This is a genomic window from Nitrospirillum amazonense (assembly GCF_007828045.1).
GTDB lineage: Bacteria > Pseudomonadota > Alphaproteobacteria > Azospirillales > Azospirillaceae > Nitrospirillum > Nitrospirillum amazonense_C.
Genome location: NZ_VITN01000024.1, coordinates 20,836 through 46,776 on the forward strand (window position 1 = coordinate 20,836; position 25,941 = coordinate 46,776).

The 25,941-nt window shown below is 68.9% G+C and carries 4 protein-coding genes and 1 pseudogene; 2 read left to right on the forward strand and 3 right to left on the reverse strand.

Going from position 1 to position 25,941, the window contains the following annotated elements; all coding sequences use genetic code 11:
• The first annotated feature begins 2 nt into the window (after positions 1-2).
• Together FBZ89_RS25680 and FBZ89_RS25685 are read left to right on the forward strand one after the other, a co-directional pair.
• Positions 3-206, forward strand: coding sequence for an MbtH family protein (locus FBZ89_RS25680; protein ID WP_145753406.1), 204 nt, complete (start codon positions 3-5; stop codon positions 204-206).
• Between the two features lie 21 nt (positions 207-227).
• The gene (locus FBZ89_RS25685; RefSeq protein WP_145753408.1) at positions 228-1,082 is read left to right on the forward strand and encodes a thioesterase II family protein; all 855 of its coding nucleotides are present in this window, start codon (positions 228-230) and stop codon (positions 1,080-1,082) included.
• 203 nt (positions 1,083-1,285) lie between these two features.
• On the opposite strand, the pseudogene FBZ89_RS31685 reads toward FBZ89_RS25685, so the two are convergent.
• From FBZ89_RS31685 to FBZ89_RS25700, 3 genes and pseudogenes are all read right to left on the reverse strand, one after another.
• A pseudogene (locus FBZ89_RS31685) lies at positions 1,286-1,606 on the reverse strand (hypothetical protein); the annotation flags it as partial.
• Positions 1,607-1,611: 5 nt separating this feature from the next.
• Positions 1,612-9,312 carry a non-ribosomal peptide synthetase/type I polyketide synthase gene (locus FBZ89_RS31690; protein WP_145753412.1) on the reverse strand — a complete coding sequence of 2,567 codons (7,701 nt, stop codon included), beginning with the start codon at positions 9,310-9,312 and terminating at the stop codon, positions 1,612-1,614.
• Complete coding sequence (locus tag FBZ89_RS25700; RefSeq protein ID WP_145753413.1) at positions 9,309-25,937, reverse strand: non-ribosomal peptide synthetase/type I polyketide synthase; 16,629 nt, start codon at positions 25,935-25,937, stop codon at positions 9,309-9,311. Before FBZ89_RS25700 ends, FBZ89_RS31690 begins: the two co-directional genes overlap by 4 nt.
• Between the last annotated feature and the right edge of the window lie 4 nt (positions 25,938-25,941).

The following is a 25,941-nucleotide window of genomic DNA, read 5'->3' on the forward strand; positions in this document are numbered from 1 at the left end:
AAATGTCTGTGGGTGACGAGGAAAAATACCAGGTTGTCTTTAACGATGAAGGTCAATACTCTATTTGGCCGATCGGAAGGGCGTTGCCGCTGGGGTGGTCGTCCGATGGCACGCACGGCGATAAGGAAACTTGCCTTAAGCACATCGAGGCCGTCTGGACGGACATGCGACCCCGTAGCCTGCGAGAGGGGACGCGCGTTGGATAACCATCGCCATCGGGTGCCGTGATGCCCGCGCCCATCCAGTCCCGGCCTGTTACCGACGGCGCGCGCACGGTCAGCCCTTGGCTGCGGTTCCCGCGGACGGTCGGCGCTGCGGCCTGCCGTTTGTTCTGCTTCCACCATGCGGGAGGAAGCGCCACGGCCTTTCGTAACTGGCCGGTCCTTCTGGCCCCCACGGTCGAGGTTGTCGCCGTGCAGCTTCCCGGCCGGGAAAACCGCAGCGTGGAGCCCTTCGAGGCGGACATCATGCGCGCCGCCGACAGGATCGCCGCTGAGATCCGGCCCTGGGCGTCGGTGCCCTACTTCCTTTTCGGGCACAGTCTGGGGGCCAGCCTTGCGTTCGAGGTGGCCCGCCGGCTGGAACGGGACCGCGCCGCGTTGCCGCCCGCGGGCCTGGTGGTGTCGGGGCAGCAGCCGTTCCACCTGCGTCCGCCGCCCGAATCGCGCGTCCATCGTTCCACCCTGGATGACGCCGCGTTCGTCGCCATGCTGCGGCGCTATAACGGCACCCCCTCTGAAATCCTGGACAACGTTGAACTGCGCGAGATTTTCCTGCCAATCCTGCGGGCGGATTTCCGGCTTAGCGAATCGCATCCCAACGACGCCGAACCGGTGCGGGCGCCGCTGCTGGTCCTCGGCGGGAGGGACGACCTGCTGGTGCCGGCGGAAGACCTCGGCGGTTGGCGACGATATGGCCTCGACGACCCCGAGGTCCATGTGCTGCCGGGGGATCATTTCTTCACCCGTTCGGCAGAGCCCGAAGTCTGCGCGCTGGTGGCGCGGTTCATCGCGGCGCGGTTGGCGTCGTCCGCCTTGTCAGTGACTGCGGGGTATGGCGATGGAAGGGGCCTGTTGCCATAGAGCTGGAACGTATCCGCGTGGCCCGGCCGCACGTTGTTGTAGCCCAGACGGAAGGGCAGCGGCGCCAGCCGCCAGGCCCCGAACGCTGACAGCAGTTCCGCTTCCCGCTCCTTTGGGAAGGTCATATACAGAGCCGTCGGCGTATCCGCGTCCGGCTGCCCCGCCACCATTTCCAGAGCCCGGCGCAGGCGCGTGGCGTCGCTGAAGATCGGGTCGAAGATGACGGCGTCAAACCGCTCCGTTGTCGGTTGCGGGCGCAGAAGGTCGAAAGGGCGATAGCCCGGCATGCTGGAGAAACGCCGGTCGTAGTCCAGCAGCCGCACCTCGCGGCCCCGCTGGTGCCATTCGTACGCCAGGCGCGGGGTGCAAAGGCAGCAGGGGTTGGTGAAGTGGTCCAGGCAGTCGGCCAGCAGGCGCACGGTTTCCGCGGAATAAAAGAATTGCCCTAGCGTGAAGTCGGGCGTGACGAACCGGTCCGCTTCCGCGACATCCAGGGTGAACCATGTGGGCAAGCAGGCTTTCATGGTGGTCACAGCTCCATCAGTTCGCGTTCGGCGGCGGGATCCGCCAAGGGTGCCTCTACCGGGGCCGGGCCGGCGGCGGGTGGTGGCAGCGCCGCGTCGACCAGGAGGGCCAGTCCCTTGACTGTCGGGTTCTGAAAGAAGGATGCCAGGGCGACCTTGATTCCGAACCTCTCACGAATGCGGGCCATGAGCTGGGTGGCGGCCAGCGAATCTCCGCCCAGGGTGAAGAAGTCCAGGTCGCACTCGGCGGGCGATAGGCCCAGCAGCGCGGCCCAGATTCCCCGGACGCGGGCGACCGTGGGACTGCCATCCCCATCCAGATCCGCCGCAGGAGCGTCGGGGGCGGGCTGGCGCAACCCGCGCGCGACGAGATTGGCCGGCAGCGTGACCTCCGGTGCCCGCATCAGCGCGGCCAAGTCCAGCAGGTGCCGCGCGCCGGCCGGGGTGAACACGGCTTTCTTGAAGGCCCCGCCCAGATAGGGATCGGTGACGACCATGCGCCAGCCGGCCGTCTCAGGCGACGCCCGTAGCCGAACGGCCATGACGTCGTGCAGTGCGCCGACGGTGGGCGAACGTTTCATGGCGGCGCCATCCCAAAGGACAAGCGCGATGTCCAGGGGTGTCCCGAAGGCGGTGAGGGCCGCCATCAGGCGGTCGCACCGATCGACCGCGCCCAGCGCGCCCGGCGCACTCCAACCGTCGTCCAAGACCGGGTTGGCGCCCTGGGACCAGGGGTCGGCCAGATTGACGATGGCACCATGGACCGGCCCCGCCACGGCGCGGATGCGCTCCGCCAAGGACGCGGCGTCCTCCTCCTCCTCCGGCACCAGCACGATGTCCGCGCCGCGTCCGCGTAGCGGGGTGGCTGCGCCGGTGTCCGCCGCAGACCCATAGACCAATACCAGGCGCGAGAGGCCGGCCTCCAGCAACGTTTCCGCAAGGGCCAAGCCCAGGGGGCCGCAGCCGTTAAGCAGGACGTAGGTCCGGCCGGGCGGCAAGCGGCGCAACCCCGATCCCGACATTGATCGCGGCAGTTCCAGAGGGTGTTCGGTGCGCAGCCAGCGGCGGCTCGAACGCCAGGCTACTTCGCGCGGCTGCCCGGCGACAGGGGGAAGACCCAGCAATTCGTCCGCGATGCGGTCAGGATCGGCTTCGGCGGGGGGAAGGTCTATGTTCACAAGGCGGTCGCGACCCAGCGCCACGCGGGCGTACCCGTGGGCGGCCACGGCGTGCACGTCGATCACTTCGTTGCCCAGGATGGTATGGACGGGGAACGTCACCAGGCAGCACCGTGTGCGGCCGGGCAGGCTTGACAAGGCCAGCAGGGTCTCGGCCAGCGGCCAGGTGGCGTCGCCATCCCCGGACGGCAGGAAATAGATAATGCCATCGCCACCCCCGGCGGGCCACATGGCCAGGCGCCCCGCCAGATCGTCCCCGGCGACCGCTGTCGGCCGGTACGCGACCAGGCCGCGCTGGCGCATGGCTCCGATCAGCGGCTCGGCCAGGGTGGCATGGTCCCCGGCGATCAGCCAACGCCGCGGCACCTCTTCCGGTGAGGTGAGTGGCAAGGGCGCGGATGTCCAGCCAGGAGTGCTGGGCCCGGCCGCGCCGCCGCCGTCGCCGTGCGCCGGGACCGGTCCCGTCCCGGCGCCGTACCAATGGCGCCGTCGGCGGAAGGGATAGCCGGGCAGGGCTGTGCGACGGTATGCCGGGTCGGCGAACCGCCAGCGGACGGGCACACCGCGCGCCCAGAGGTCCCCAAGCGCTGCCGCCCAGCGGCGGTCCTCTGTCTCGTCCTCCCCTGGGCCAGGCATGAGGCTGATGGTGGTATGGTTGCCGAATGACGGATGGCGCCGCGCCAGGGTGATCAGGGGGACGCCGGCGCCGATTTCAACCAGCACGGCCTTCGGATCAGCCAGAGCCCCCGCCAGGTTGTCCGCCAGTCGCACAGTCCTGCTCAGTTGGTCGGCCCAATAGCGGGGATCCGCGATGTGGGCGGCGTCCAGCCATTGGCCGGTGACATTGCAGGCGACCGGCACCGCAGGCGCGCGCCATGATATCTCGGCGGCTTCGGCGACCAACTCATCCAGCCAAGGAAGCAGGTGGCGGGAATGTGCGGCATGATCCACCTGCACCCGGCGGCATCGCACGCCCTCGGCCGTCCATCGCGCCTCCAATGCGGTCAGCGTCGCCACCGCTCCCGACACCACGCACTGTGCCGGGCCGTTGACGATGGCGATGTCGCAGCTATCGTCGATCCGCGCGCGTACCGTCGCCTCATCCAAGGCGACGGACATCATGCCGCCTTCCGCCCGCGCCACGATACGGCTGCGCGCCACCACTAGGCGCGCCGCTTCCGCCAGGGTCATGGCACCGGCGATGCACGCCGCCGTTACCTCTCCGATGCTGAGCCCGACCAGGGCGGCTGGGCGGACACCCTGGTCCGCCAGCGCCTCGGCCAGGGCGAAACTGACGATGAAGACCAGGCATTGGGTGCGCACATGGTCCCGCAGCCGTCGTGCCGGCTGGTCGTCATCCTCCCGCTCGGCGAACGCGCCCGCCAGATCGGTGATATCCAAGGCCGCGAACGCCGCGAGGGCCTGGTCCACGGCGGCGCGGAACGCCGGATTGGCGGCATACAGCCGCCGGCCCATCCGCTCGTGTTGCCCACCATGACCGGAAACCAGGAAGATCACGGGCGGCTGTTCCGCCGCCGCATCGCCCGCGACGCCCCCTTTGGTCAACCGGGCCAATTCCGTAATGGCGTCCTCCATGGTGGCGGCGACACAGGTAGCCCGCACCGCATGGTGGCGGCGACCGGTCGCCAGGGTGAACGCAACCTCGGCCAGGGGGGGTGGTTCGGGGCCCAGCAGGCGCTCGCGCAGGCGGGCGGCTTGGTTGGCCAACCCTTCCGCGTCCGCGGCGGACAGCAGCAGGGTCTCCACGCGATTGGGTGCCGCCGCAGCCGGCTGGGGCGGGGCGGCTTCCAGCACCACGTGGGCGTTGGTTCCGCCGATGCCGAACGAGCTGACAGCGGCGCGGCGCGGTCCCGCCACCGGCCATTCGGTGGCGGTGGTGGGGAAGGAAAGGCCGGCGACATCGGACCCAGCGCCGCTGGTTCTGATGTCGCCAGCCCCGCCGCCGGTTGGGCGTGCCTTGAAATTGATGAGTGGTGGGATCAGCCCCGCCCGCAGGGTCAGCACCGTCTTGATGAAGCCGGCCACGCCCGCGGCGGCGTCCAGGTGGCCGATGCCGGCCTTGACGGCGCCCAGCGATGGCCGCCCCTGGCCATAGACTTGGGTCAGCGCCGCCAGTTCGATGGTGTCGCCCAGCGGCGTGCCCGTGCCGTGGGTTTCGATGAAGCCGATGCTTTCCGGTGGCACCTTGGCTGCCCGCAAGGCGGCATCCAGGACGCGGCGCTGGCCCGTCTCGCTGGGCGCGGTGAAGCTGACCTTGCCCACGCCGTCGTTATTGATGGCCGACCCCTTGATGACGGCCAGGATCCGGTCGCGATCGGCCAGCGCGTCGTCCAGGCGCTTCAACAGCACGAGGCCCCCGCCCGAACCCTTCAGCGTGCCCTTGGCGTCGATGTCGAACGGGCGGCAGCGGCCGTCCGGCGAGGCGATGTTGCCGTCTTGGTAAAAATAGCCGCTCGTCATGGGCGCATCGACGCTGGCGCCACCGGCCAGCATCATGTCGGCCTCCCCCGCCAGCAGGGCCTGGCACGCCTCATGGATCGCCACCAGCGAAGAGGAACAAGCGGTATCGATGGTCATGGCCGGGCCGCGCAGGTCCAGCCGGTAGGCCACGTGCGTTGCAGCGAAACTCTTGTCCGTGGCGATCGACAGTTGCTGGGGGCTGACTTCAGCCATCAGGTTCGCCTGGTGCAACAGTACGTTCAGGAAATAGCTGCTGCGACTGGTGGAGGCGAACACGCCAATCCTACGTCCTGCGGCGGCGGCCGCCTCGGCACTTTGACCGCCGTCGTCCAGGACATGCTGAGCCAGTTCCAGCAACAGCCTGACCTGGGGATCCAGGACGGCCGCGTCCCGGGGGGAAAAGCGGAAATAGTCGGCGTCGAACAGGTCGCTGTCGTCCAGCGCTCCTCGCGCCCGGATGTAGGTGGGGTCGCGCAGGTGGCCGTCCGGTACACCGGCGGCTAGCAATTCATCATCGCTGAAAAAGCGGATGGTGGGCTGGCCGTCGGCGATGACGCGCCAGAACGCTTCCAGCGTGGGGGCGCCGGGGAACCGGCCGGCCATGCCGATGACGGCGATCCCGCCATCGCCCCCGTCCCGCTGCAGCGGGTCCGGGGCGGGCGCGGTGGCCGTCGGTTCCGCCCCGTTCGTGTCCAGGAAGCGAGCGAAGCTCGCGATGGTGGGGTGGGCGAAGAAGGCAGTCAGCGGGATGTCCCGGCCGACCAAGTCGCAAATGCGCCGCTTGAGCCGCGCCGCCATGAGCGAGTGGCCGCCAGCCTCGAAGAAATTCTGGTCATGGTCAATCCGGTCCCGGTCCAGCAAGTCCAGCCACGTCCGCTCCACCAAGGCGACGGTGCCGGAGGCTGCCGTCGGTGCCGCCGTGATGCCCGGTGGAATCCCGGACGCCGTGTCCCGCCGGCCGGTCGGCTGGGGTAACGCGTCGATGTCAGCCTTGCCGTTCGGGCTCATGGGGATGGCGTTGATGAAGATGAAACTGTCAGGGAGCATGTGGGCCGGCAGCGCGCCCGCCAGCCCGGTCCGAATGCGGGACTTCGCTTCGCCACCCCGAATGCCATCCGCCGGGACGATGTAGGCCACCAGCGACGGCGTGCCGTCGGGCTCCTTTATGGCCGTCACGATGGCATCGCGGACACCGGCTTGCTTCTTCAGCGCGGCCTCGATCTCTCCCAATTCGATCCGAAAGCTGCGGAATTTGACCTGGCGGTCCAGGCGGCCCAGATATTCTATCTGCCCGTCCGGGCGCCACCGCGCCAGGTCGCCGGTGCGGTAGAGCCGGTTGTGCGTATCACCGGGGCGGAATGGGGCGGCGAAGGGATGGGGAATGAATTTCTCTGCCGTCAGCCCAGGGCGATCTAGGTAGCAGCGCGCCAGCGGCGTGCCGCCGATGCACAACTCGCCCGCCACCCCGACCGGCACCTGCTCCAGCCCTTCGCTCAGGATGCGGATTTCCGCATTGGGCATCGGGCGGCCCAGGGTGATGAGCTCCTGCCCGTCATCCAGGCTATAGGTGCCGCCCGTCACGGCGATTGCAGCTTCGGTGGGACCGTAAAGGTGCAGCAGCACCGCGTTAAATCGGCGGCAGAAGCGCTCTTTCAACGCTATGGACAGCGCCTCGCCCCCGCACATGACGATGCGCAGCGTCTCGCCCGAGGCCTGGTCGTGCTGCAGGAAGTAGTCCAGCATAGTGGGCACCAGATGCACGACGCTCACACGCTTGCGCTGGATCACCTCGTGCAGATAGGCGGGGTCCCGCTGTCCACCCGGCCGGGCGATAACCAGGCGGGCGCCAGCCATCAGCGGCCACATGATCTCCTTCAAGGAAACGTCGAAGCTGAAGGAGGCTTTCAGCAGGACCACGTCGTCGCGTGACAGGGGCCACTGGTCCTGCATCCACAGCAGATTGTTGGAAATGGCGCGGTGCCCCGTCACCACCCCCTTGGGCCGCCCGGTGGAGCCCGAGGTGTAGATGACATAGCAGGCGGATTCCGGGCTGGCGGGGCAGGCGGGACGCGTGGCTGCCCCGTCCTCCGGCGCGCCATTTTCCAGCGCGATGGCGTGGTCCACCGGCAGTTCCCCCGACAGGAAGCGGCGCTGGGCCAGCAGGACCCGGATGTTGGCATCCGCCAGCATGTAACGCTGTCGTTCCTCTGGGTATTCCGGATCGACCGGCAGGTAGGCGCCGCCCGCCTTCATCACCGCCAGGACGGCGATCACCATTTCCAGCGAGCGTTCGGCCATGATGCCGACGATGGTTTCCGGCCCCACCCCCAGGCGCGCCAGGCGGTGGGCCAGCCGGTTTGCGGCCTGATCCAACTGAAGGTAGGTCATGCATTGGTCTTCGAAATCCAGGGCCACGGCGTCCGGCGCGCGGTCGACCTGGTCCTCGAAGAAGTCATGCAGCCTGCGATGCGAGGGGTAGGGCAGGACGGGCCCCCGCGCTAACCGGTCCAACGAGGTCCTGTCGTCCAGGGTCAGCGCGGACACCTGTCCCACCGGCGCGTCGGGTGTCGTCAGCATCTGGTCCAGAATGTGCGCGAACTGGCGCAGCATCGCCTCGGCCACCGGCCCGGCGATCAGGGCGCGGTTGTATTTGAGCGCCGCCACCAGACCGCCTTGCCGGTGTTGCAGGACCAGGGTCAGATCGTACTTAGCCGATGCGTCTTCCACCACCAGCGTTTCGATCTCCAGGCCCGGCAAGGCCATGATGCCGACGGGGATGTCCTCCAGCACGAACATCGTTTGGAACAGAGGGGAATGGCTGGGCGCCCGGCGGGGGGCCACGGCCTGGACGATATGCTCGAAGGGAAGATCGGCATGGTCCAGCGCCGCGACCACCTGGTCGCGGACCGTGGCTACCAATTGGCCCAGCGTCGCTGACGGCGCGACGCCCACGCGCAGGGGGATCATGTTGATGAAGGGGCCGATCAAGGCCTGCGCCGCCAACTGATGGCGGTTGGCCACCGGCACACCGACGACCACCTCGGGCTGTTGCGCGTATTTCAGCAAAAGCAGGGAAAACGCGGCCAGGGCGACGTGGAAGGCCGTGGCGCCGTCATGGCGCTGTGCGGCCAACTGGCGCGCCGTTGCCGCCGCCAGCGTCCGTTTGATGGTTATTCCATCGAAGGTCTGAATGGCGGGCCGGGGCACCGTCAACGGCAGTTGTATCAAGTCGGGCGCGCCTGCCAGCGCCTGGCGCCAGAACGCCGCCTTGCGTTCCCGGCGTTCGGCCGTCAGGTTGCGCCGCTGCCAGGCGGCGAAGTCGGCGTATTGCAGCGCCGGCGGTGCCAGTGCCGGAACCGCCAGCCCTGCGTGCGCGCCGTACAGGGCCTTTAGCTCGTCCACGAAAATGCCGATCGACAGGCCGTCCGATACGATGTGGTGCATGATGACCACAAGCAGGTGCTCAGCCGGGGCCAGTTGCAGGATCGTCAGGCGCAGGTGCGGCCCGTTGACGACGTCGAATGGCTGCTCGGCTGCCGCCCGGACCAACTGTTCCACCGGCTGCATGTCCGGCGCCAGGGCGGTCAGATCGACCATGCGGATCACCAGGCCATTCGGCACCGTGCGCTGGGTCGGGGGCTCGGTCGCCAGGTCGAATGCCGTGCGCAAGACCTCGTGCCTGTCCATTAGCTCGGTGATCGCCGCAGTCAGCGCCGGCATCAGCAAGGCCCCCCTCAACCGGAACGCGGATGTCAAGTTGTAGGTCGCGCTCGGCCCCTCGAGCTGGCTGAGGAAAAGGAAACGCTCCTGGGTGAACGACGCTGGGGCCAGGGTGCCTGGCGCCCGTGGGGTGGGTTCGCCGTCCTGTTCCGGGTTAGCCAGTGTGTCCAGAAGACGGATGATGTCGCCGCGATGGTTTCCTATCGCCTGCCGAAGGTCGGGAGTCAGGGCGTCGGCGTGCGGCGCCTCGTACCTCAGGCGGCCGTTTTCCAGCCACAGCCGGATGCCTTTGGCGTGTAGCCGCCCCAGAATTGTGGCAGCGTTCATAGTTCCCCCGTGACCGGTTGGCGTGTGAACGAATCCGCCGCGGGCCGGGCGGCGGCGGCCCGGGCCAAATCGACCAGTGTCGCCAGGTCCTCGATCACCGGGGCTTCGAAGATGGCCCGGATGGGCAGTTCGATATCGAACTGGCGGCGCATGGCGATCACTAGCCGCGACGCGAGAAGGGAGTCCCCGCCCAACGCGAAGAACTCCTCGCGCCGGCCCACCTGGGGAACGTCCAGGATTTCCCGCCATAGTGCGGCCAACTGCTTTTCCGTGTCGGTACTCGGCAGATCCATGGCCGGCACCGCCTGGCGCCGGTCCGTCCGGTCCGGAACCAGCGCCTGCCGGTCCACCTTGCCGTTGGCGGTGATGGGCAGGCGGTCCAGCAGGTAGAAGGCTTTGGGCACGGCGTGGCCGGCGATCCTGCCCTTCAGGTATTTCTCCAGCGCTTCGGCATCCAGGGCCGGCATCTGCTCGGGGCCGGTGGCGACGATGACGTCGAAGCCCAGCCGGTCGGAGGGCGTGCCGGCATGGTTCAGCACGCTGGCGTTCCGGAAGCCGGCCGCCGCCAGCTCGCGCAGCCATTCGGCCCGCGACAGCAGGGGGTGGCCGGATCGCAGCGCGGTGTCGGTGTAGGTGTCGAAGCCTTCCTGCAGGCCCATGCCCATGTCGAAGAACGGGAAGAAACTGGTTTCCTCGATCAGCAGCAACAGCCCGCCCGGTTCCAGCAAGTTGCGAAGGTAACGCAACGTCTGACGCACGTCCTGGCAGGCGTGCAGCACGCTGGCGGCGATGATGGCGTCGAAGCGCCGCCCGCCGTAGCCCTGGACGGCCGGTTCGCGGTTGATGTCCAGCAAACCAAAATCCACGAAAGGATAGCGGTGGGAGTCTTCCTGGGCGCGCGTTAGGAAGAAGGTGGATATGTCGGTGAAGAGATAGCTGCCGTCGGCGGGGAAGTGGGGCAGTAGGTGGCGGGTCAGCGACCCGTAGCCGCCGCCGACCTCCAGCACCCGCGCACCCCGGCCGGCCGGCCTGCCTGCCAGCCAAGCGCGGAAGGCGGCGCTGGCCACGTGGTGCCCGTGCTGGAAGAATTCCTGATAGTCCTGGGCCACCGTGTCGCTGGCATACCGCTCGGCCGCGAATTCCCGGCCCGTCAGGATGGCGGCCAGCCATGTCTCGCCGTTCTCGACCACGTCGCCCGTCGTTGGGATGGGGACAAGGCAGTGGATCACCTCCCCCTCACGGCGAAGGTGGCCCATGACTTCCAACTGGGCGATGGCGCGCGCTGTCCAGCGCGCATAACGCGGCAGGATGCCGCCCGGACCCAGAAGGGCGTCGGTGGAAAGCCGCTCACCCGCCCGGGTGAATAGGCCGAGTTGTCCGAAGGCCCGCAGGACGGAGGCGCGGTACTGCCCGGTCATCTTGTCGAGGCGGGCCTCCAGTCCGGCCGCGTCGATGGCGAAGTCGAAGGTGGGGTCGGCGGCCGCCGCGCGCCCCGCCGCCTGATAGCCACCGCAGTCTTCGTCAGCGGCGGTGGCGGCGCGGTTCCACACAACGATAGCGCCCTCTTCCGGGGCGGCGGCGTCATTCTCCGGCACGAGATAGGCCACCAGCCGCTTGATGTCCCGGCCGGGCGGATCGGCAATGACCACCGCCCGCAGGACCTGGGGGTGGCTCTCCAGGGCATGCTCCACCTCGCCCAGTTCCAGCCGGTGGCCGTTCAGCTTCACCTGTGTATCGATGCGGCCCAGGAACTCTATCTCGCCATCATCGCGAAAACGGCCGAGGTCGCCGGTGCGATAAAGCCGCTCCCCCGTTTCCGGATGCGTTATGAAGCCTTCGGCCGTTCGCTGGGCATCTTGCCAATACCCCATCGCGACCCCGACGCCGCCGATGTATATCTCACCCGGCACCCAGTCCGGCCGGGGGCGGAGCAGGCTGTCGAGGACCTGCATGGTCTGCCCCGCCAGGGCGCGGCCATAGGGGATGCTGCGCCAAGTCGGCTGGATCGCCCGGATGTCGTGGTGGATGGACCAGATGGAAGCTTCGGTCGCCCCGCCCAAGGCCACGACGCGAGGGGATTCCGCCAGGCGGGCGATGCGGCCGGGCAGGTCCAGCGGGATCCAGTCGCCGCTCATCAACACCAGCCGCAAGGGCAGCGGCACGCCGACCGTGGTGGCCTCGATATGCTCCACCAGCAGGCCGGCCAAGGTGGGAACGGAATTCCACATCGTGACCCCACCCTCGTTGACGCGGTCGATCCAGTGGGCCGGATCGGCCACCCCGAAGGGATGGGGCAGGACGATGCGGCCGCCGACCGCCAGCAGGCCGAACACGTCGAACACCGACAGGTCGAAACTCAAGGAGGACAGCGCCAGCACGCCGTCGGACTGGTTTATGCCGAAGCGGCGGTTCATGTCCTCCACGGTATTCACCGCCCCACGGTGGCTGATCATCACGCCCTTGGGCGTGCCGGTCGATCCGGACGTGAAGATGATATAGGCGAGATCGTCGGCCGCCGCCGGGCTGGGAGGAAGGGGCGGGTAGGGGGGGAGCGTGTCGTCCGGGATCGGCTCCGCGGCCAAGACCGTCACGCCGTCGTCGGCCGGCACGTCGCCGGCTAGGTGCGGCTGGGTCACGGCCACCGTGACGGCGCAGGTGCGTAACAGGTCGCGTTGCCGCTGGACGGGCAGATTGGCGTCGATGGGCACATAGGCCGCGCCGGCCAGCAGGATGGCCAGCGCCGCGATGACCTGCTCCGGCCCCTTTTCCATGACGATGGCGACGGGCACGTCCGGGCGTGCCCCGCCGACCCGCAGCCGCGCCGCCAAATGCCGCGCCGCGCGATCCAGTTGCCGATAGGTCATCACCAGCCCGGGGGCGTCCACCGCTACGTTGTCCGGCCACCGGAGGACCGCCTCCACGAAGCCGTCGTGCAGCAAGGTCATGGGCGGCGGCGCGTCCGGGTCGGGGGCGATTGCGGGCGACGGGGCGCGGCACCGGGCCACCGCTGCTGGCAGGGGAAGTTGAAGGGGGGCCGCCCACGCCACCTCATCCTCCAGCAAGGCCAGCATTCGCGGCCAGTCCGCCGCCAGGCCGTCCAGGATGCCAGCGGGGAAGACATCCTCAACCGCGTCTATGGTCAGACGCAGCGCGCCGTCCCGTTCGAAGGCGACGCAGTCCAGGCAGACCTGGGACGTCTGCGCGACACCGTAGACCTCCTGGTCGATGCTGAGCACACCGGAGGCCGCCTGTGCGCCGTCGATGTCCAGCATACTGGTGAAGATAACGGGTAGCAGGCCTGCCGACATGCCGCCACCCTGGGCCTTAACCAGGGCGCGACGCACTTCCAGACCGTCGAACAGGTCGTGGCTGAGGTCGGCCGAGAGCCGCCGCTGTACACCGCGCGCGGCGTCCTGGAACGCCGATCCGCCGCGCAGGTCCATCTCCAGCAGCAGCAGGCTGGTGAAATTGCCCACCAGGCGGTCCACCTCCGGATGCAGGGGACGGCGGTGGGCTCGCGTGACCCCCAGCAGGAAATGCCTGTCCTGGCTGATGGTCGCAAGAAGTTCACCATAGACCGCTAACAACACGGCGGTCGCCGTCAGCCCCCGGGCGCGGGCGCGGGCCTTTACCTGTGCCCAGCGCGTCGTCGGCACCGTCAGGACGCGGCGTACGAAGTGGGGCGTTTCCACGGTGTCCAGCGCCCGCGTATACGGCAGCAGCGGCGCCCCCGGTAGACTGGGCACCCGTTCCAGCCAATAGGTGCGGGCCCGTTCGTAATCCGCGCCGGCCGTGATGCCGCCCAGGGCCAGCACATAGTCGCGGAAGCTGATGACTGTACTGGGAGCGGCGGGCGGAGTTTCCCCCCGGCCCAGCGCCGCGTACAGCGCGTTCAGGTCCGCCTCCAGCAGCCGCAGGCTCCAGCCGTCAATGGCCATCGCGTCCATGCTGAGATGAATGCGGTGCTTGCCATCGCCCAGGCGGGACAGCCCGACCTCGAAGGGGAAGCCGTCGTCCAGGTTGGCGATGCGATGGGACATCGCTTGCCGTAGTTCCAGCAGGCGGGCGTCGCCGTCGGTCGCGCCGGCGACGTCCAGTACTTGTGGGTGGTAGGCCGGCGGCGCCGCCATGATCACCTGCCGCTCGTCCGGGGTGACCCGGACGCGGAGCATGTCGTGGCGAGCGATCAGGAGGTTCAGCGCCTGGACGAAGCGCTCTTCGTCCAGACCCTCCACTTCCAATTCCATATAGCCGTGGGTGGCGACGTTGCCCAAGGTGACGCCGCCGGATCGCCCCAGCCAGTATGCGTGCTGCAGGGGTGCCAACGGGAACGGCTCGTGCCGCGCGCCGGCGTCGTGCCGCAACACCGTTGCCGCCGTCATCGGTGCGGCGTCTGCTGAACCGCCGGCTTGATCGAGCGCGGCCGCCAACCCCGCGGCAGTAGGATGGTCGAACAGAAGCTTCAGTTCCGGCGTTCGGCCCAGGTGCCGGCCGATATCGATGGTGACGCGCGCGGCCATTAACGAATTGCCGCCCAGGCGGAAGAAGTCATCATCGACCGACCGGCAGGCGTCGCCCAGGTGCGATTGGAATATACCCAGGATTTGTGCCGGCACGCCCGCTGGTCCGGTGTCGGCCACGGCGTCGGCGGGCGCCGCCGCCGGCGCGGGGCGGTTGCCGCCTGGCGCGGCCAGGGCCCTCAGCGCGGCCATATCCAGTTTTCCGTTCGTCGAAACGGGCAGATGGTCCACCAGTACCAGGCGGCTGGGCACCATGTGGGCTGGCAGCCTGTCCCGCAGGTGCGCGCGAAGCCGTTCCTCCAAGTGCGTTGCGTTCCAGCAGACGGCGTCCGGGGCGGCGAGATCGACATGGGGGGCGCTGTCCCCCCGGCTGGCGAATACCTGGCGGAAGCCCAGGCCAGCGGTGGCGCCCACGCGCGCGACCGTGACGGTGTAGCCCTGCGCCACCAGCAGGCGTTCCACGGTGCCGTCGTCGTCGGTCTCAACCGTCACCTGGTGGATCAGAGGCCAGTGTTCCGTCGCTATGCCGGCCAGCACCTCCGCCTCGGCGCCTTCGACATCGATTTTCAGCAGGTCGATCCGGCCCAGGCCCAGCATGCGGATCTGGTCAGAGATCGTGCTGAGCTGGACGTCGACCTCCTGGCGCTCCAATGCCATGGCCGTCAGCGCGCCGGTTTCTGGATCGTCGATCGCGGCGCCGTGATGGGCGGCGACCATGGCCGCATCCCGTGCGGGGTTGGCGCGGCCCCCCGACATGATGCTGTTGTTGGGATAGTAGGTGAAGCGTGTTGCCTTGGGCGCGTCCGACAGGCCCAGGTTGAAGGCGGTGGCGCCCGCCAGGTAGATGCGCAGGTTCGCCCGCAATTTGGCGAAGACCTCCGGTATCGGCTCGAAAGCGATCAGCCGCACGCCGGGCGCGCGCCGGGCGACCCATAGCGCGAAGAAGCCGACGTTAGCCCCGACATCCATCACGACCGCGTCGGGCGGCAACGTCAGGCCGGGCGCGTCATAGGCCCCGTCATCGAATATTTCCTTCCAAAGGAAACGGCTTTCGCCCGCGTTCATACCATGCACCGGTGTGCCGTCCGGGCTGATGAATAGGCCTGGCGGCGGCGCTTGGTCGTGCGCGGCCATCCAGTTCAGGACGGGCCATGCCACCGTCTCTTCCGGGACGACGAAACCAACAATGTGTCGCTTGTCCGCTTCGCCCACGATGACACTGGCGGCTTGGCGGGCAAGGCCGCTGCCCGTCAGCGTCGCCGTGACCTCCTCCAATTCCACGCGATGGCCGCGCAGCTTCACCTGGGTGTCTGCGCGGCCCAGGAATTCAATGGCGCCGTCAGGCAGCCATCGGCCCAGGTCGCCGGTGCGATAAAGCCTGGCGCCGGGCACGGCCGAGAACATGTCCGGCACGAAGCTGGCGGCGGTCAGTCCCGGCCGGTTGACGTAGCCCCGGCCCACCGCCTGTCCGCCGATGTGGATTTCGCCCGCCACCCCCGGGGGCACCGGCTGTTGCCGGCCGTCCAGGATATAAAGGCGGGTGTTGGCGATGGGCCGGCCGATCGGCGTCACCGGACAGGGCGACGGGCGATCGCAACGCCATACGCTCACGTCTATGGCCGCCTCCGTGGGGCCATACAGGTTGACCAGAGCCGTGGTTGGGAACAGGCGGAGGAAACGATCGGCCGTCGCGGCGTTCAGGCCTTCCCCGCTGCAGACGACCATGCGTAGGGACGGCGGGGGCGCTGTGCCCTCCATGAAAACGTCCAGCATCGTGGGCACGAAATGCGCGATTGTGACTCTGCTGGCCGCCATGATGGCGGCGATATAGGCGGGGTCACGGTGGCCACCGGGCTTGGCCAACACCATGGTGGCGCCAGCCATCAGCGTGCCGATCAGTTCCCACAGGCAGACATCAAAACCGAACGGGGTTTTCTGCAGCACGCGATCACCCGGGGTGATCCCCAACTCGTTGATCATCCAGGTCAGGCGGTTGTGCAACGCCTTATGGCTGTTCATCGCGCCTTTGGGCGTGCCGGTGGAGCCGGAGGTGAACAGGATGTAGGCGAGGTTGTCGCCCGACAGGGCCGCTGGGGGGGGAGCCCCGGTGGCACCGCCGCCCGCATCCTCCACATTCACAAGCGGGGCGCCGCTATCCAACTCCGCGTGCCACAGCTCGGGCCGGGTGACGATTGCGGTGACGCCCGCGGTGTCCATCATGTAACGGATGCGCCGGCGCGGGGTTTCCGGGTCGAGTGGGACCAGCACGCCGCCGGCGCCCAGCACGGCCAGCAGGGCCACCACCAAGTCCACGCCCCGTTCCAGCAGCACGCCCACCGGCCGTTCAGGGGCAACGCCCAGGGCGGCGAGCCGCTGGCGCAGCGCGTCAACGCGGCGGCCCATTTCAGAATAGGTCAGCGTGACGCCCTCGGCCGGGGAAACCAAGGCGACGGCGTCGGATGCGGCGCACCGGGCGGCGATGGCCTCATGCGCCAGCGACGGGTCGGGCCAGACCCGGTCGGTCCCATTCCAGATGTCAACGACGAGCTGCCGGCCTGAGCAGTCCAGCATGTCCAGCGCGGCGATGGGCGAGGCCGGCCGGCTGGCGGCCGCGGCCAGCAGCGCCGCATAGCCGGCCAGCAGGGGGCGCAGGCGGTCGGCGTCAAGAATGTCGGCACGGTATTCCAGGTGCCCTTCCACGCGGTCGTCCCGCTCGTCCAGCCAAAGGGCCAGGTCGAACGCGGCGTCGCCGTGGGTTGGCATTGCCAAATCGGCCTGCAGGCCGTCTAGTGCGATGGCGCCATCCACGCGGTTGTTCAGCGCGAAGGCCACCCCGAATGGATGGCCGCTGCCGCTTTCCCGGGTGGTAGCCGCTGCCGCGATCATGCGTTCGAACGCGACGTCCAGGTTGTCGGCTGCAGCGCGGGCCGCGGTGGCGGCCTCCTGAACCAGGCTGTCGAATGGCTTCTCGGCATCAACCGCCCCACGGATGATGGCGATGTTGACGAACAGGCCCACCATCTTCTGGAACTGCGGCGGGCGGTTGGCCATGGGCACACACACGCAGATGTCGTCCTGGCCCGAGAAGCGCGAAAGAAGGGCTTGGAAACCGGCCAACAAGACGGCGAAAAGCGTGGTTTGCCGCCTACGTGCCAGGGCGCGCAAGGCAGCGGTAAGCTCCGTCGGGATCGCCAGGGGCAAGGCGGCGACGTGCCTCGGGACCGCCGCCGGGTCGCGCCGCGCCGCCAGGCCCGACAGGTCCGGCGCCACGGCGCCCCGCAGGCGCGTGTCCCAATAGGTGGCCTGGCTTTCCGCGGCGTCCGCGCGTGCCCTTTGCCAGGCGACGTAGGTGTCGTAAGGGGGCGTCGCCGGGGCTGGAAGGCCCGCCCCGACGCGGGCCGCGTTGTAACCCGCCACCAGTTGGTCCAACAGGATGGCCAGGGATCCGCCGTCCACCGCAATGTGGTGGAAGGTGGCCACGAAGACATGGTCGTCCGGCGCCCGCCGCAACAGAAGCGCGCGGGACAGGGGGCCGGCGGCGCAGTCGAACGGACGCGCCGCTTCCGCTGCGACGCGGCGGGCTATATCCATGTCGGTTGCGCCGGTTAGATCCTCGACGGGAAGGTGGGACGGCAACGCCGCGGCTCCCGGTTCCATAACCGGGCCGCCGTCCCGCGCGAAGATGCGGGCGCGCAGGATGGGATGAAGGACCAGTAGATGGGTGAACGCCACGTGCAGGGCGACCGGATCCAATGCGCCCCGCAGGCGCAAGGTCACTGGTAGGTGATGGGCGCCGCTGCCCGCGCCCAGCAACAGATCCTGTAACCATATGCTGCGCTGCTGCCAGGACAGTGGGGCGCCCGCGCCCGGCTCGGCCATTTCGTGCCAGACCAGAGGTGGTTGATCATTCGTCGCGGTCTCCACCGTTTGGGCGAAGGCGGTGAAATGGGGGCGTTCGAACAGGGCTTTCGGATGTAGGGCCAGGCCAAGGGCGTCGTTGAGCCGGGTGCAGAAGCGGCTGGCCAGCAGGGAGTCGCCGCCCGCTTCGAAAAAATCCTCGCCGTCCTCGGGCGGCCGCCCCAACAGCGTCGTCCATTCCCGCCGGACGGCCTCCGTCCGTGACGGCGCCACGTCTGATCGCGGCTGCGCGATCGCGACGGCTGGGGTTTGGGCGATGGCCGGTTGAGCTATGGCCGGTTGGTCGATGGAGAGGGCCGACGGCGCGGTGCTAGCCATGGGTGAATTGGCCGCCGGCAGGTCGGCGGCCGGCGGATCAACCCAATAGCGCTGCCCGTCGAAGGGATAGCCGGGCAGGTCCACGATCTGGGCGCCGGTGTCCCAGAGGGTCGGCGGGGCGCTGCGGCCGGCCAGGGGAACTCCCACCCGCCACAGACGCCCCACCGCGTCCAGCAGCGCCGTGGCGTCATCCGGCGCGCGCCGGGCATCGCGCGACACGGCCACCACAGTACGCTCGGGCCCGCCAGCGGGCTGGCGGCGAAGCAGCGCGCGCAGCCCGCGCCCCGGGCCAACGTCCACGAATACCCGCTCGGGCGCCGCCAGCAAGACGGCGAGACCGTCGCCGAAACGCACGGGCCGCCGCGCCTGGTCCAGCCAGTAGTCGATGGACGCGACGCTTCCGTCTGCCCATCCGCCGGTGAGGTTGGAGACCAGCGGCAGGCGCGGGGGGGCAAGTCGCACCGATGAAAGCGCGTCGCGAAGGCCGTCCAGCGATTCTTCGATCTGGGTGGAATGGAAGGCCCGGCTCACAGGCAGGGGCTCCACGGCGACGCGGGCGGCGCGCAGGCGCGCGGCCTGCATGGCGATTGCGTCCGGCGTGCCGGCGATGGTGACGTCGCCGGGGCCGTTCACCGCCGCCAGCTCGCAGCCATCCACCAGCAGGTTGGCCAGTTGTGCGGGGGAAACGGCTGCGGCCAGCATGGCGCCTGGCGGACACTGGGCCATCAGCCGCCCGCGCCGTATGACCAGGCGCAAGGCGTCGTCCGGCGACATGACGCCGGCGGTGACGGCCGCCGCGTATTCGCCCAGGCTGTGGCCGATGACGGCGTCCGGCCGGATGCCGAAGGCTGCCAGGGTTTCGACCATGGCCCGCTGAAGCGCCAGTAGCACGGGCTGCCCGATGGCGGTGTCCTCCAGCCGTTCCGCCCCCGTCCCGTCACGCAGCAGGCGCGGCAGGTCGAACCCGGTTTCCGCCGCCAGGATGGCACCGGCATGCTCTACCGCCGCGCGGAATTCCTTGAACCGATGGATCAGGCCGGCGCCGACCGCGCCCTTCAGGCTACCCTGTCCGGGGAACATGAAGACCAGCTCGGGGGCGGCGGACGCTGTGTCGTGGCCGTGGCCGCCTTCCAGCAACTGTTCCGTCAGGTCGGCGATTTCCGTGGCGACGTAGGACGTCCGAAGGGGATGACCGGGCCGGTGGCGGGCCAGGGTACAGGCGATGTCCGCCAGGCTTGGCGAGGCTTCGGATGTCAAGTGCCGGACCAGGTCATGGCGCAGGCGGGACAGCGCACCTTCCGTCTTAGCGGACAGTAGGATCAACTGCGGCGCCGTGTCCGGCGTCGTATGCGACCCGGTGACTTCTCCGGCGGCCCACTGACGGCGGGGCGGGGCCTCCTCCAGGACGGCGTGGACGTTGGTGCCGCCGATGCCGAAGGAACTGACGCCCGCCCGCCGCGGATGTGCGTCGTTCGACGTCCACGGAACCAGATCGTTCGCCACCCGTAGGCTGGAGGAGGCCAGGCGGGAGGCCGGATTGGGCGTCCGGTAGTGCAGCGTCGGCGGAATAGCGGCGTTTTCCAGCGCCATCACCGCCTTGATCAGGCCGGCGATGCCTGCCGCGGCGTCCAGGTGGCCGATGTTGGACTTGACCGATCCCAACCATACCGTCCGGCCCTGGTCGTTGCCGAACACCGCGTCCAGGGCGGCGATCTCTACCGGGTCGCCCAGGGCGGTTCCCGTGCCATGCGCCTCGACATAGCCGATGGTGTCTATGTCCACCTCGGCCCGGCGGATGGCGTCACGGATGGCGCGCGCCTGTCCGGTGGCGGACGGCGCCGTGAAACCCAGCTTGTCGGCCCCGTCGTTGGTGACGGCCGTCCCCCGGATCACCGCGCGGATGGGATCGCCATCGCGCAGCGCGTCCTCCAGGCGGCGCAGCACCACAATGCCGCAGCCCATGCCGCGCACAGTGCCCGCGGCCTGGGCGTCGAAGGGACGGCAGTGGCCATCCGGCGATCCGATGTTGCCCGCCTCGTGCAGGTGGCCGCCGATCAGGGGAACCTCCACGCTGGCGGCGCCGGCCAGGGCCGTGTCGCAGTCGTGATTGCGCAGGCTGGCGCAAGCCTGGTGGATGGCGACCAGAGACGAGGAACAGGCGGAGTCCACGGTCAGACACGGCCCGCGCAGGTTCAGCTTGTAGGCCAGCAGGGTCGCGGCGAAGCTTTTGCTGGTGGCGATAGCGATTTTCTGGGGTCCCAGCGCCTCCAGTTGTTCCGGCCGGGTCGCCAGGTTGCGCTCAAGATAGCCGCTGCTGCTTGTCGCCACGAAGGCACCGACGCAGTGGTCGGCCGCCGCTTGACCACCGTGCTCCAGCGCGTGATAGGCGCATTCCAGCAGCAGGCGGTTCTGTGGGTCCAGGCTGGTCGCTTCCGCCGCGGAGAAACCGAAGAACACGGCATCGAAGGTCTCGATGCCGTCGATCACGCCACGGGCGGCCACGTATCGCGGTGAGTTGTAAAGCCCAGGATCGACGCCGGCCCGCGCCAGATCTTGCTGGTCGAAATGGGTAATGGCCTCAACCCCGTTCTCCAGGTTGTGCCAGAACGTGGGGGCGTCGGGCGCACCGGGGAAGCGCGCGGCATAGCCGACCACGGCGATGGCGGCCCCCTGCCGCGCCTCCGCCGGATGGTTTCCGCCGGCCACGGTGTCGTTTTTGTCCGGCGCCGCTCCCCCCGCCATATGGTGTGCCAGGCTACGGATGGTCGGATGCGCGAACAGGTCCGTCAGTGTCAGTGGCCGGTCGGCGGGGGCCAATTCGTTTACCGTCGCCAGCAGCCGCGGCAATTGCATCGAAGTCCCGCCAAGGTCGAAGAAGTTCGTGGTCACGGATGGCGAGGGCAGGTCTAGGATATCTGCCCAGGCCCGGCTGAGCCCAACCTCCAGCGCGGTCGCGGGCGGTGTGGCGTCGGCCGGGCGGTATTCGCCCGTTTCGGGCGGCGGCAGCGCCGCCACATCGACCTTGCCGCTATGGGTTAAGGGCAGGGACGGCAGGACGACTACGCTGCGCGGTACCATGTAGGCGGGCAGCCGCCGTCGTAGATCTTCTAGAAGGGCTGGGATCGACAGCCCGCCGCCGGCATGCTCGACAAAGGCCACCAGGCGCCGCTCACCCCCGGCGTCGGTATAGGCTCGGACATGGCTACGGGTGACGCCCGTCCCATCCTCGATCGCGCGTTCGATCTCGCCGGGTTCTATCCTGAGGCCGCGCAGCTTGATCTGGTCGTCCGCCCGACCCAGGAAATCCAGACTGCCGTCCGGCAGCAGGCGTCCCAGATCGCCCGTTCGGTACATCCGGGCCCCTGGGACGGGGCTGTGCGGATCGGGCACGAAGCGTTCGGCTGTCATGCGCGGGTCGTCCAAATACCCGCGCGCCAGGCCGTCGCCAGCGATGTGGATTTCGCCGGGTACGCCCCAGGGCTGAAGCTGCCCGCGCCGGTCCAGAATGTGGACGCGATAGCCGGCGAAGGGTGTGCCGATGGGTGGTCTCACGCCGGCATCGGCGGGATCCAGGCGCGCCAGTGTCGCGCCCACGGTAACCTCGGTCGGACCATAGCCGTTGTACAACTGGGCATGGGGACACCACGCGTCGATGAATCCGGTCCGGCACGGCTCGGCCGTCGAGATGATGGCTCGTAGGTCGGGATAGGCCCGGGGCGTCAGCGCGGCCAGAAGAGAGGCGGAGGCCGTGATCAGGGTCACCCGCTCCGTTTCGATCAACGCCTGCAGCGTGCTTCCGGGCAGGCGGGCGTCCGGCGGCGCGATGGACAGGGTGCCGCCGACCGGCAAGGACATCAGTAGGTCGGAAAGTGACGCGTCGAAGGCCAGGGACGCCAACTGCAGGACTATCGCTCCCTCCGGCAAGTCAAGGCGGGCGCGCTGCGCGCGGCCGAAGTTCGCGGCGGCGCGGTGGCTGACCATTACTCCCTTGGGCGCCCCGGTGGAGCCTGAGGTGTGGATGATCCAGGCCAGTTGGTCGGGATCGACCGCCGGCAGCTGGGTGATAGACGCGGCGGCTTCGGCGGCCAGATCCTCCGGCGTGACGATCGCGCAGTCGCGGGGGCAAAGGGGCGCCAGGCGCGCCCTGAGCGCGCCATTGGCGACGAGAAGGGATGGTCGGGCACCGTGCAGGACGCGGGCGATCCGCGCGTCGGGCTGGTTCGGATCCAGGGGAAGGTAGACGCCGCCGCTGCGCCAGATGGCCAGGACCGTCGTGATCGCCGTGGGCGAGGGCGCCAGCATCACCGCGATGCGCGTTTCAGGTCCATGGCCGTGCCGCAGCAGGGCGCGAGCCATGGCATCGGCCCGGCGCATGAAGTCGCCGTAGGAAACCGCGTCGCCGCCCATGCGTAGGGCGACGCGATCCGGTGTCTGCGCCGCTTGGCCGGCGATCAGCGCCCCCAGATCGCCGGCGCTGTCCGGCGGCATCGCGGCGGCGCCCGCCTTGGCCGCCAGCGCCGCCCTTTCTTCGGCAGGCAGCAGGTCCAGGGCGTCGATCGGGACTCCCGGATCGGCCGCGGCCGACGCAAGCAGCGTCGCGAAGCGGCCGGCCAGACGTCCGGCCGTCCCCTCGGCCAGTAGATCCGCCTGGTAATCCCAGCAGCCTGCCAGGGTTTCCCCCTCGTCGGTGATTACCAAGGACAGCGGCCAGTCGAGGTCGCAACGGTTCAGCGGAAAGGCGCGCGCGGTCGCACCGCCGAATGGAAAGGTTTCGGTCATGTCGCCGGCGACCAGGAGGGCGGCACGGCGCGTCGCCGGCTGCTGGAAGGCAAACAGCGTGTCGGCGGGCGCGGCCATCGTGTTCGCCGGGCCGACGGGGGCGGCCAATGCCCGCAACACCTGCTCCCGCACCTCGTCCAGGACGGTCAGGAAGGTGGACCCGGCCGGAAATGACAGCGTCAGGAGAGCGGTTTCGATGGCGCAGGCGATCGTGCCCGACGGCGTGGCGCGTGACATCGGGAAGCGGACGGTCAGTTGTGCCTGGCCGGTGTGCCGATGCAGGAGAATCGCATAGGCGGCGGCCACGGCCATGGCCGGGGTAGCCCCTCGGCCGATGGCCAACGCGCGGACGGCAGCCGTCGTGCCCCCCCCCAGGACGAACCGGTGCCGGTGGCCCGTGCGGGCGCGGTCCCGGGGGCCCTGCTGCGACCCGTCGCGGGCCCCGGGGCCGTCCCAAGGGAAGGCCAGGGTGGGCCAGGATGTAATAGGTGCCGCGGCGCGCGCCCCGTCGGTCGCATCATCCTTCCCCGCTGCGGCGTCCAGCGCCGGCGCATCGCCCAGCACCTCGTCCAATCTCGCAAGAAGCAAATCCAGGCTGGCCAAGTCGGCCGCGATGTGATGGGCGGCGATCAACAGCACCGGTGCCGTGACCGGCGCCTCGAACAGCACGAAGCGAGCGAGGGGGCCGGTATCGAGCCGAAACGGAGTAAGGGCGTGCCGCTCCACGACACGCCTCATCGACCGCTCATCGTCTGACGGAAGGGTGATGCGCCGCAAATTAAGGCCGGACAAAGACGCGCCTTCGGCGCCCGCCCCGTCGGCGGGAAGCCATTGGGGTTCCCCAGCGTCATCCGCCACCACACGGGCCACGAGGCGGGCCACCAGGCTGGGATGTCGGCGTCCCAGGACCTGCACGGCGCCGGCCAGCCGCCGGGGGTCGATCCCGGCCAGCGTCAGGGCGATGGCGATATTGTGGACGCTGGAGCCGGGGTTCAGCTGCTGGTGGGTCCAGAAAACTCGTTCCATGCCGGCCAAGCGGCCCAGCGCATGGGGCATGTCATTGGGCGGAGCGCCCATTTCCATGGGAGCAGCCCGCTGGCAGGATGCCACTAGGTCAGCCAGGGTGGGGGCGCCCAGCAGGATTTCGGGCCGGCAATTGATCGCGAAGGTCTCGCTGAGGCGGCGGGCAAGGGCCACCGCCGACAACGAATCCAGGCCCAGCGCGGCGGGCGCGCCATCGAGGGGTATTGTGCCGGCCGGCCGCTTCATCTGGGCCGCGACCACCGCCAGTATGGCGTCTTGGTCGATATGGCGCCGCCCCGGCGCTTCCGTCCGTTCGGTTTCGGCAGTCGTCTCCGGCGCGTCCTGTTCGGCGATGCGATCCAGCGCCAGATGCGGGATGGCCCCTTCCAAGAAACACTGGCGGATCTGCGCGCGTTGCAACTTACCGCTGGTGGTTTTTGCCAAGGAGGCCGGAGGGACCAGGGCTAGCGTTTCCACCAGCGCGTCCTGCGCGTTCCAGATGGCCTGCCGTATGGCGTCGAACAACAGCCGGCTTCGCGTCCCGCTCCAGACTGCGCTCCGCAGCCCGCGATCCACCTCCACCAGCAGGACCAACTGGCCCCCGACCTCGAAGGCCGCCGCGGCCAGACCCAGATCCGGTGATGCCCGCAGGGCCGTTGCCTCGATGTCGTGCGGGTACAGATTGCGTCCCCGCACGATGATCAGGTCCTTGAGCCGACCGGTCACGGCAAGATCGCCGTCGCCCGTCATGAAACCCAGGTCCCCGGTTCTGAAATACGGCCGGTCGTCGCCGGCAATCATCGCGCCGAACACCGGCGGCGATCCGGTGCCCCGATTCCAGTACCCCGCACCTACGGAGGGGGAGGATACCCAGATCTCGCCGATGTGTCCCGGCGGCAGCGGCACCGCCGTATCAGCATCGACGATCGCGATGGCGGTCTGTTCCGCGGGGCCCCCGACGCAGACCACTGGCGCCGCGTCCGGTCCGTCGGCCTTCGCCGCCACGCCACGGGCCAGGGCCTCACGGGCGGCGTGAAACACTCGGGGGCGCTGGCCGCCGCCGCCGGCGACCAGCAGCGTCGCTTCCGCCATGCCGTAGCAGGGAAGGAAGGATGCGCGCCTGAACCCGTGGGTGGCGAAACGGTTCGCGAAGGTGTCAAGCGTCGCCGCGGACACCGGCTCCGCGCCGTTGAAGGCGTTGGTCCATCGGCTGAGGTCCAGGCCCCGCAGATCGCTATCGTCGATGCGCCGCGCGCAATAATCATAGGCGAAATTCGGTCCCCCGCTTGTGGTGGCGCCGTATTGGGAAATGGCTTTGAGCCAAAGGGCGGGGCGGCGGAGGAAGGTGGTAGGGGAGAAATGAACCGCCAAGACACCTAGGTAGATGGGCTGCAAAATTGTGCCGATCAGCCCCATGTCGTGATAATGCGGCAGCCAACTGACGAAGACCGTCTCGCTGGAATGACCGAACGCTTGGGCGATCATTCGCTGGTTGGCCATGAGGTTGTCGTGGGTCAGCATCACCCCTTTGGGCGCGCCGGTGGACCCTGACGTGTATTGCAGGAGGGCCAGCGCGCTTCCGTCAAGCGACCTTTCCACCGTGGGGCCGTCAGTCGCCGCCTCGTCCGGCTGAAGATCGCAATCCAGTATATCGACGGCCGCGCCGCCGACGGCGAGCGCCCTGGTCAGCATGGGCCGGGAGCCGCCATCGGTCAGCACCACGGCCGCCTGGGCGTCCGCTATGATGCGGTCCAGGCGCTCCGCCGATTGACCCGCGCGCGGCAAATTCGTGGGAACTGCGACCACGCCGGCCTTGAAGCAGGCCAATAAGGTTTCGATGAAGGCCAGGCCGGGAGGGAAGCTCAGCAGTGCCCGATCACCCGCGGCCAAGCGCCGGGCCAGGCGATGCGCTAGCGCAGTCGACCGACTATCGAGTTCACGGAAATTTAGCTGCGTCGGCGTCGATTTCTCATCGGGCAAGAATACGAAGGCCGGAGCCGCTGGCTGACGTTGCGCGTGGCGCGCAAGACATGCAAGCAGGCCAGGCCGGTCCAGACATCCGTCCATGGGG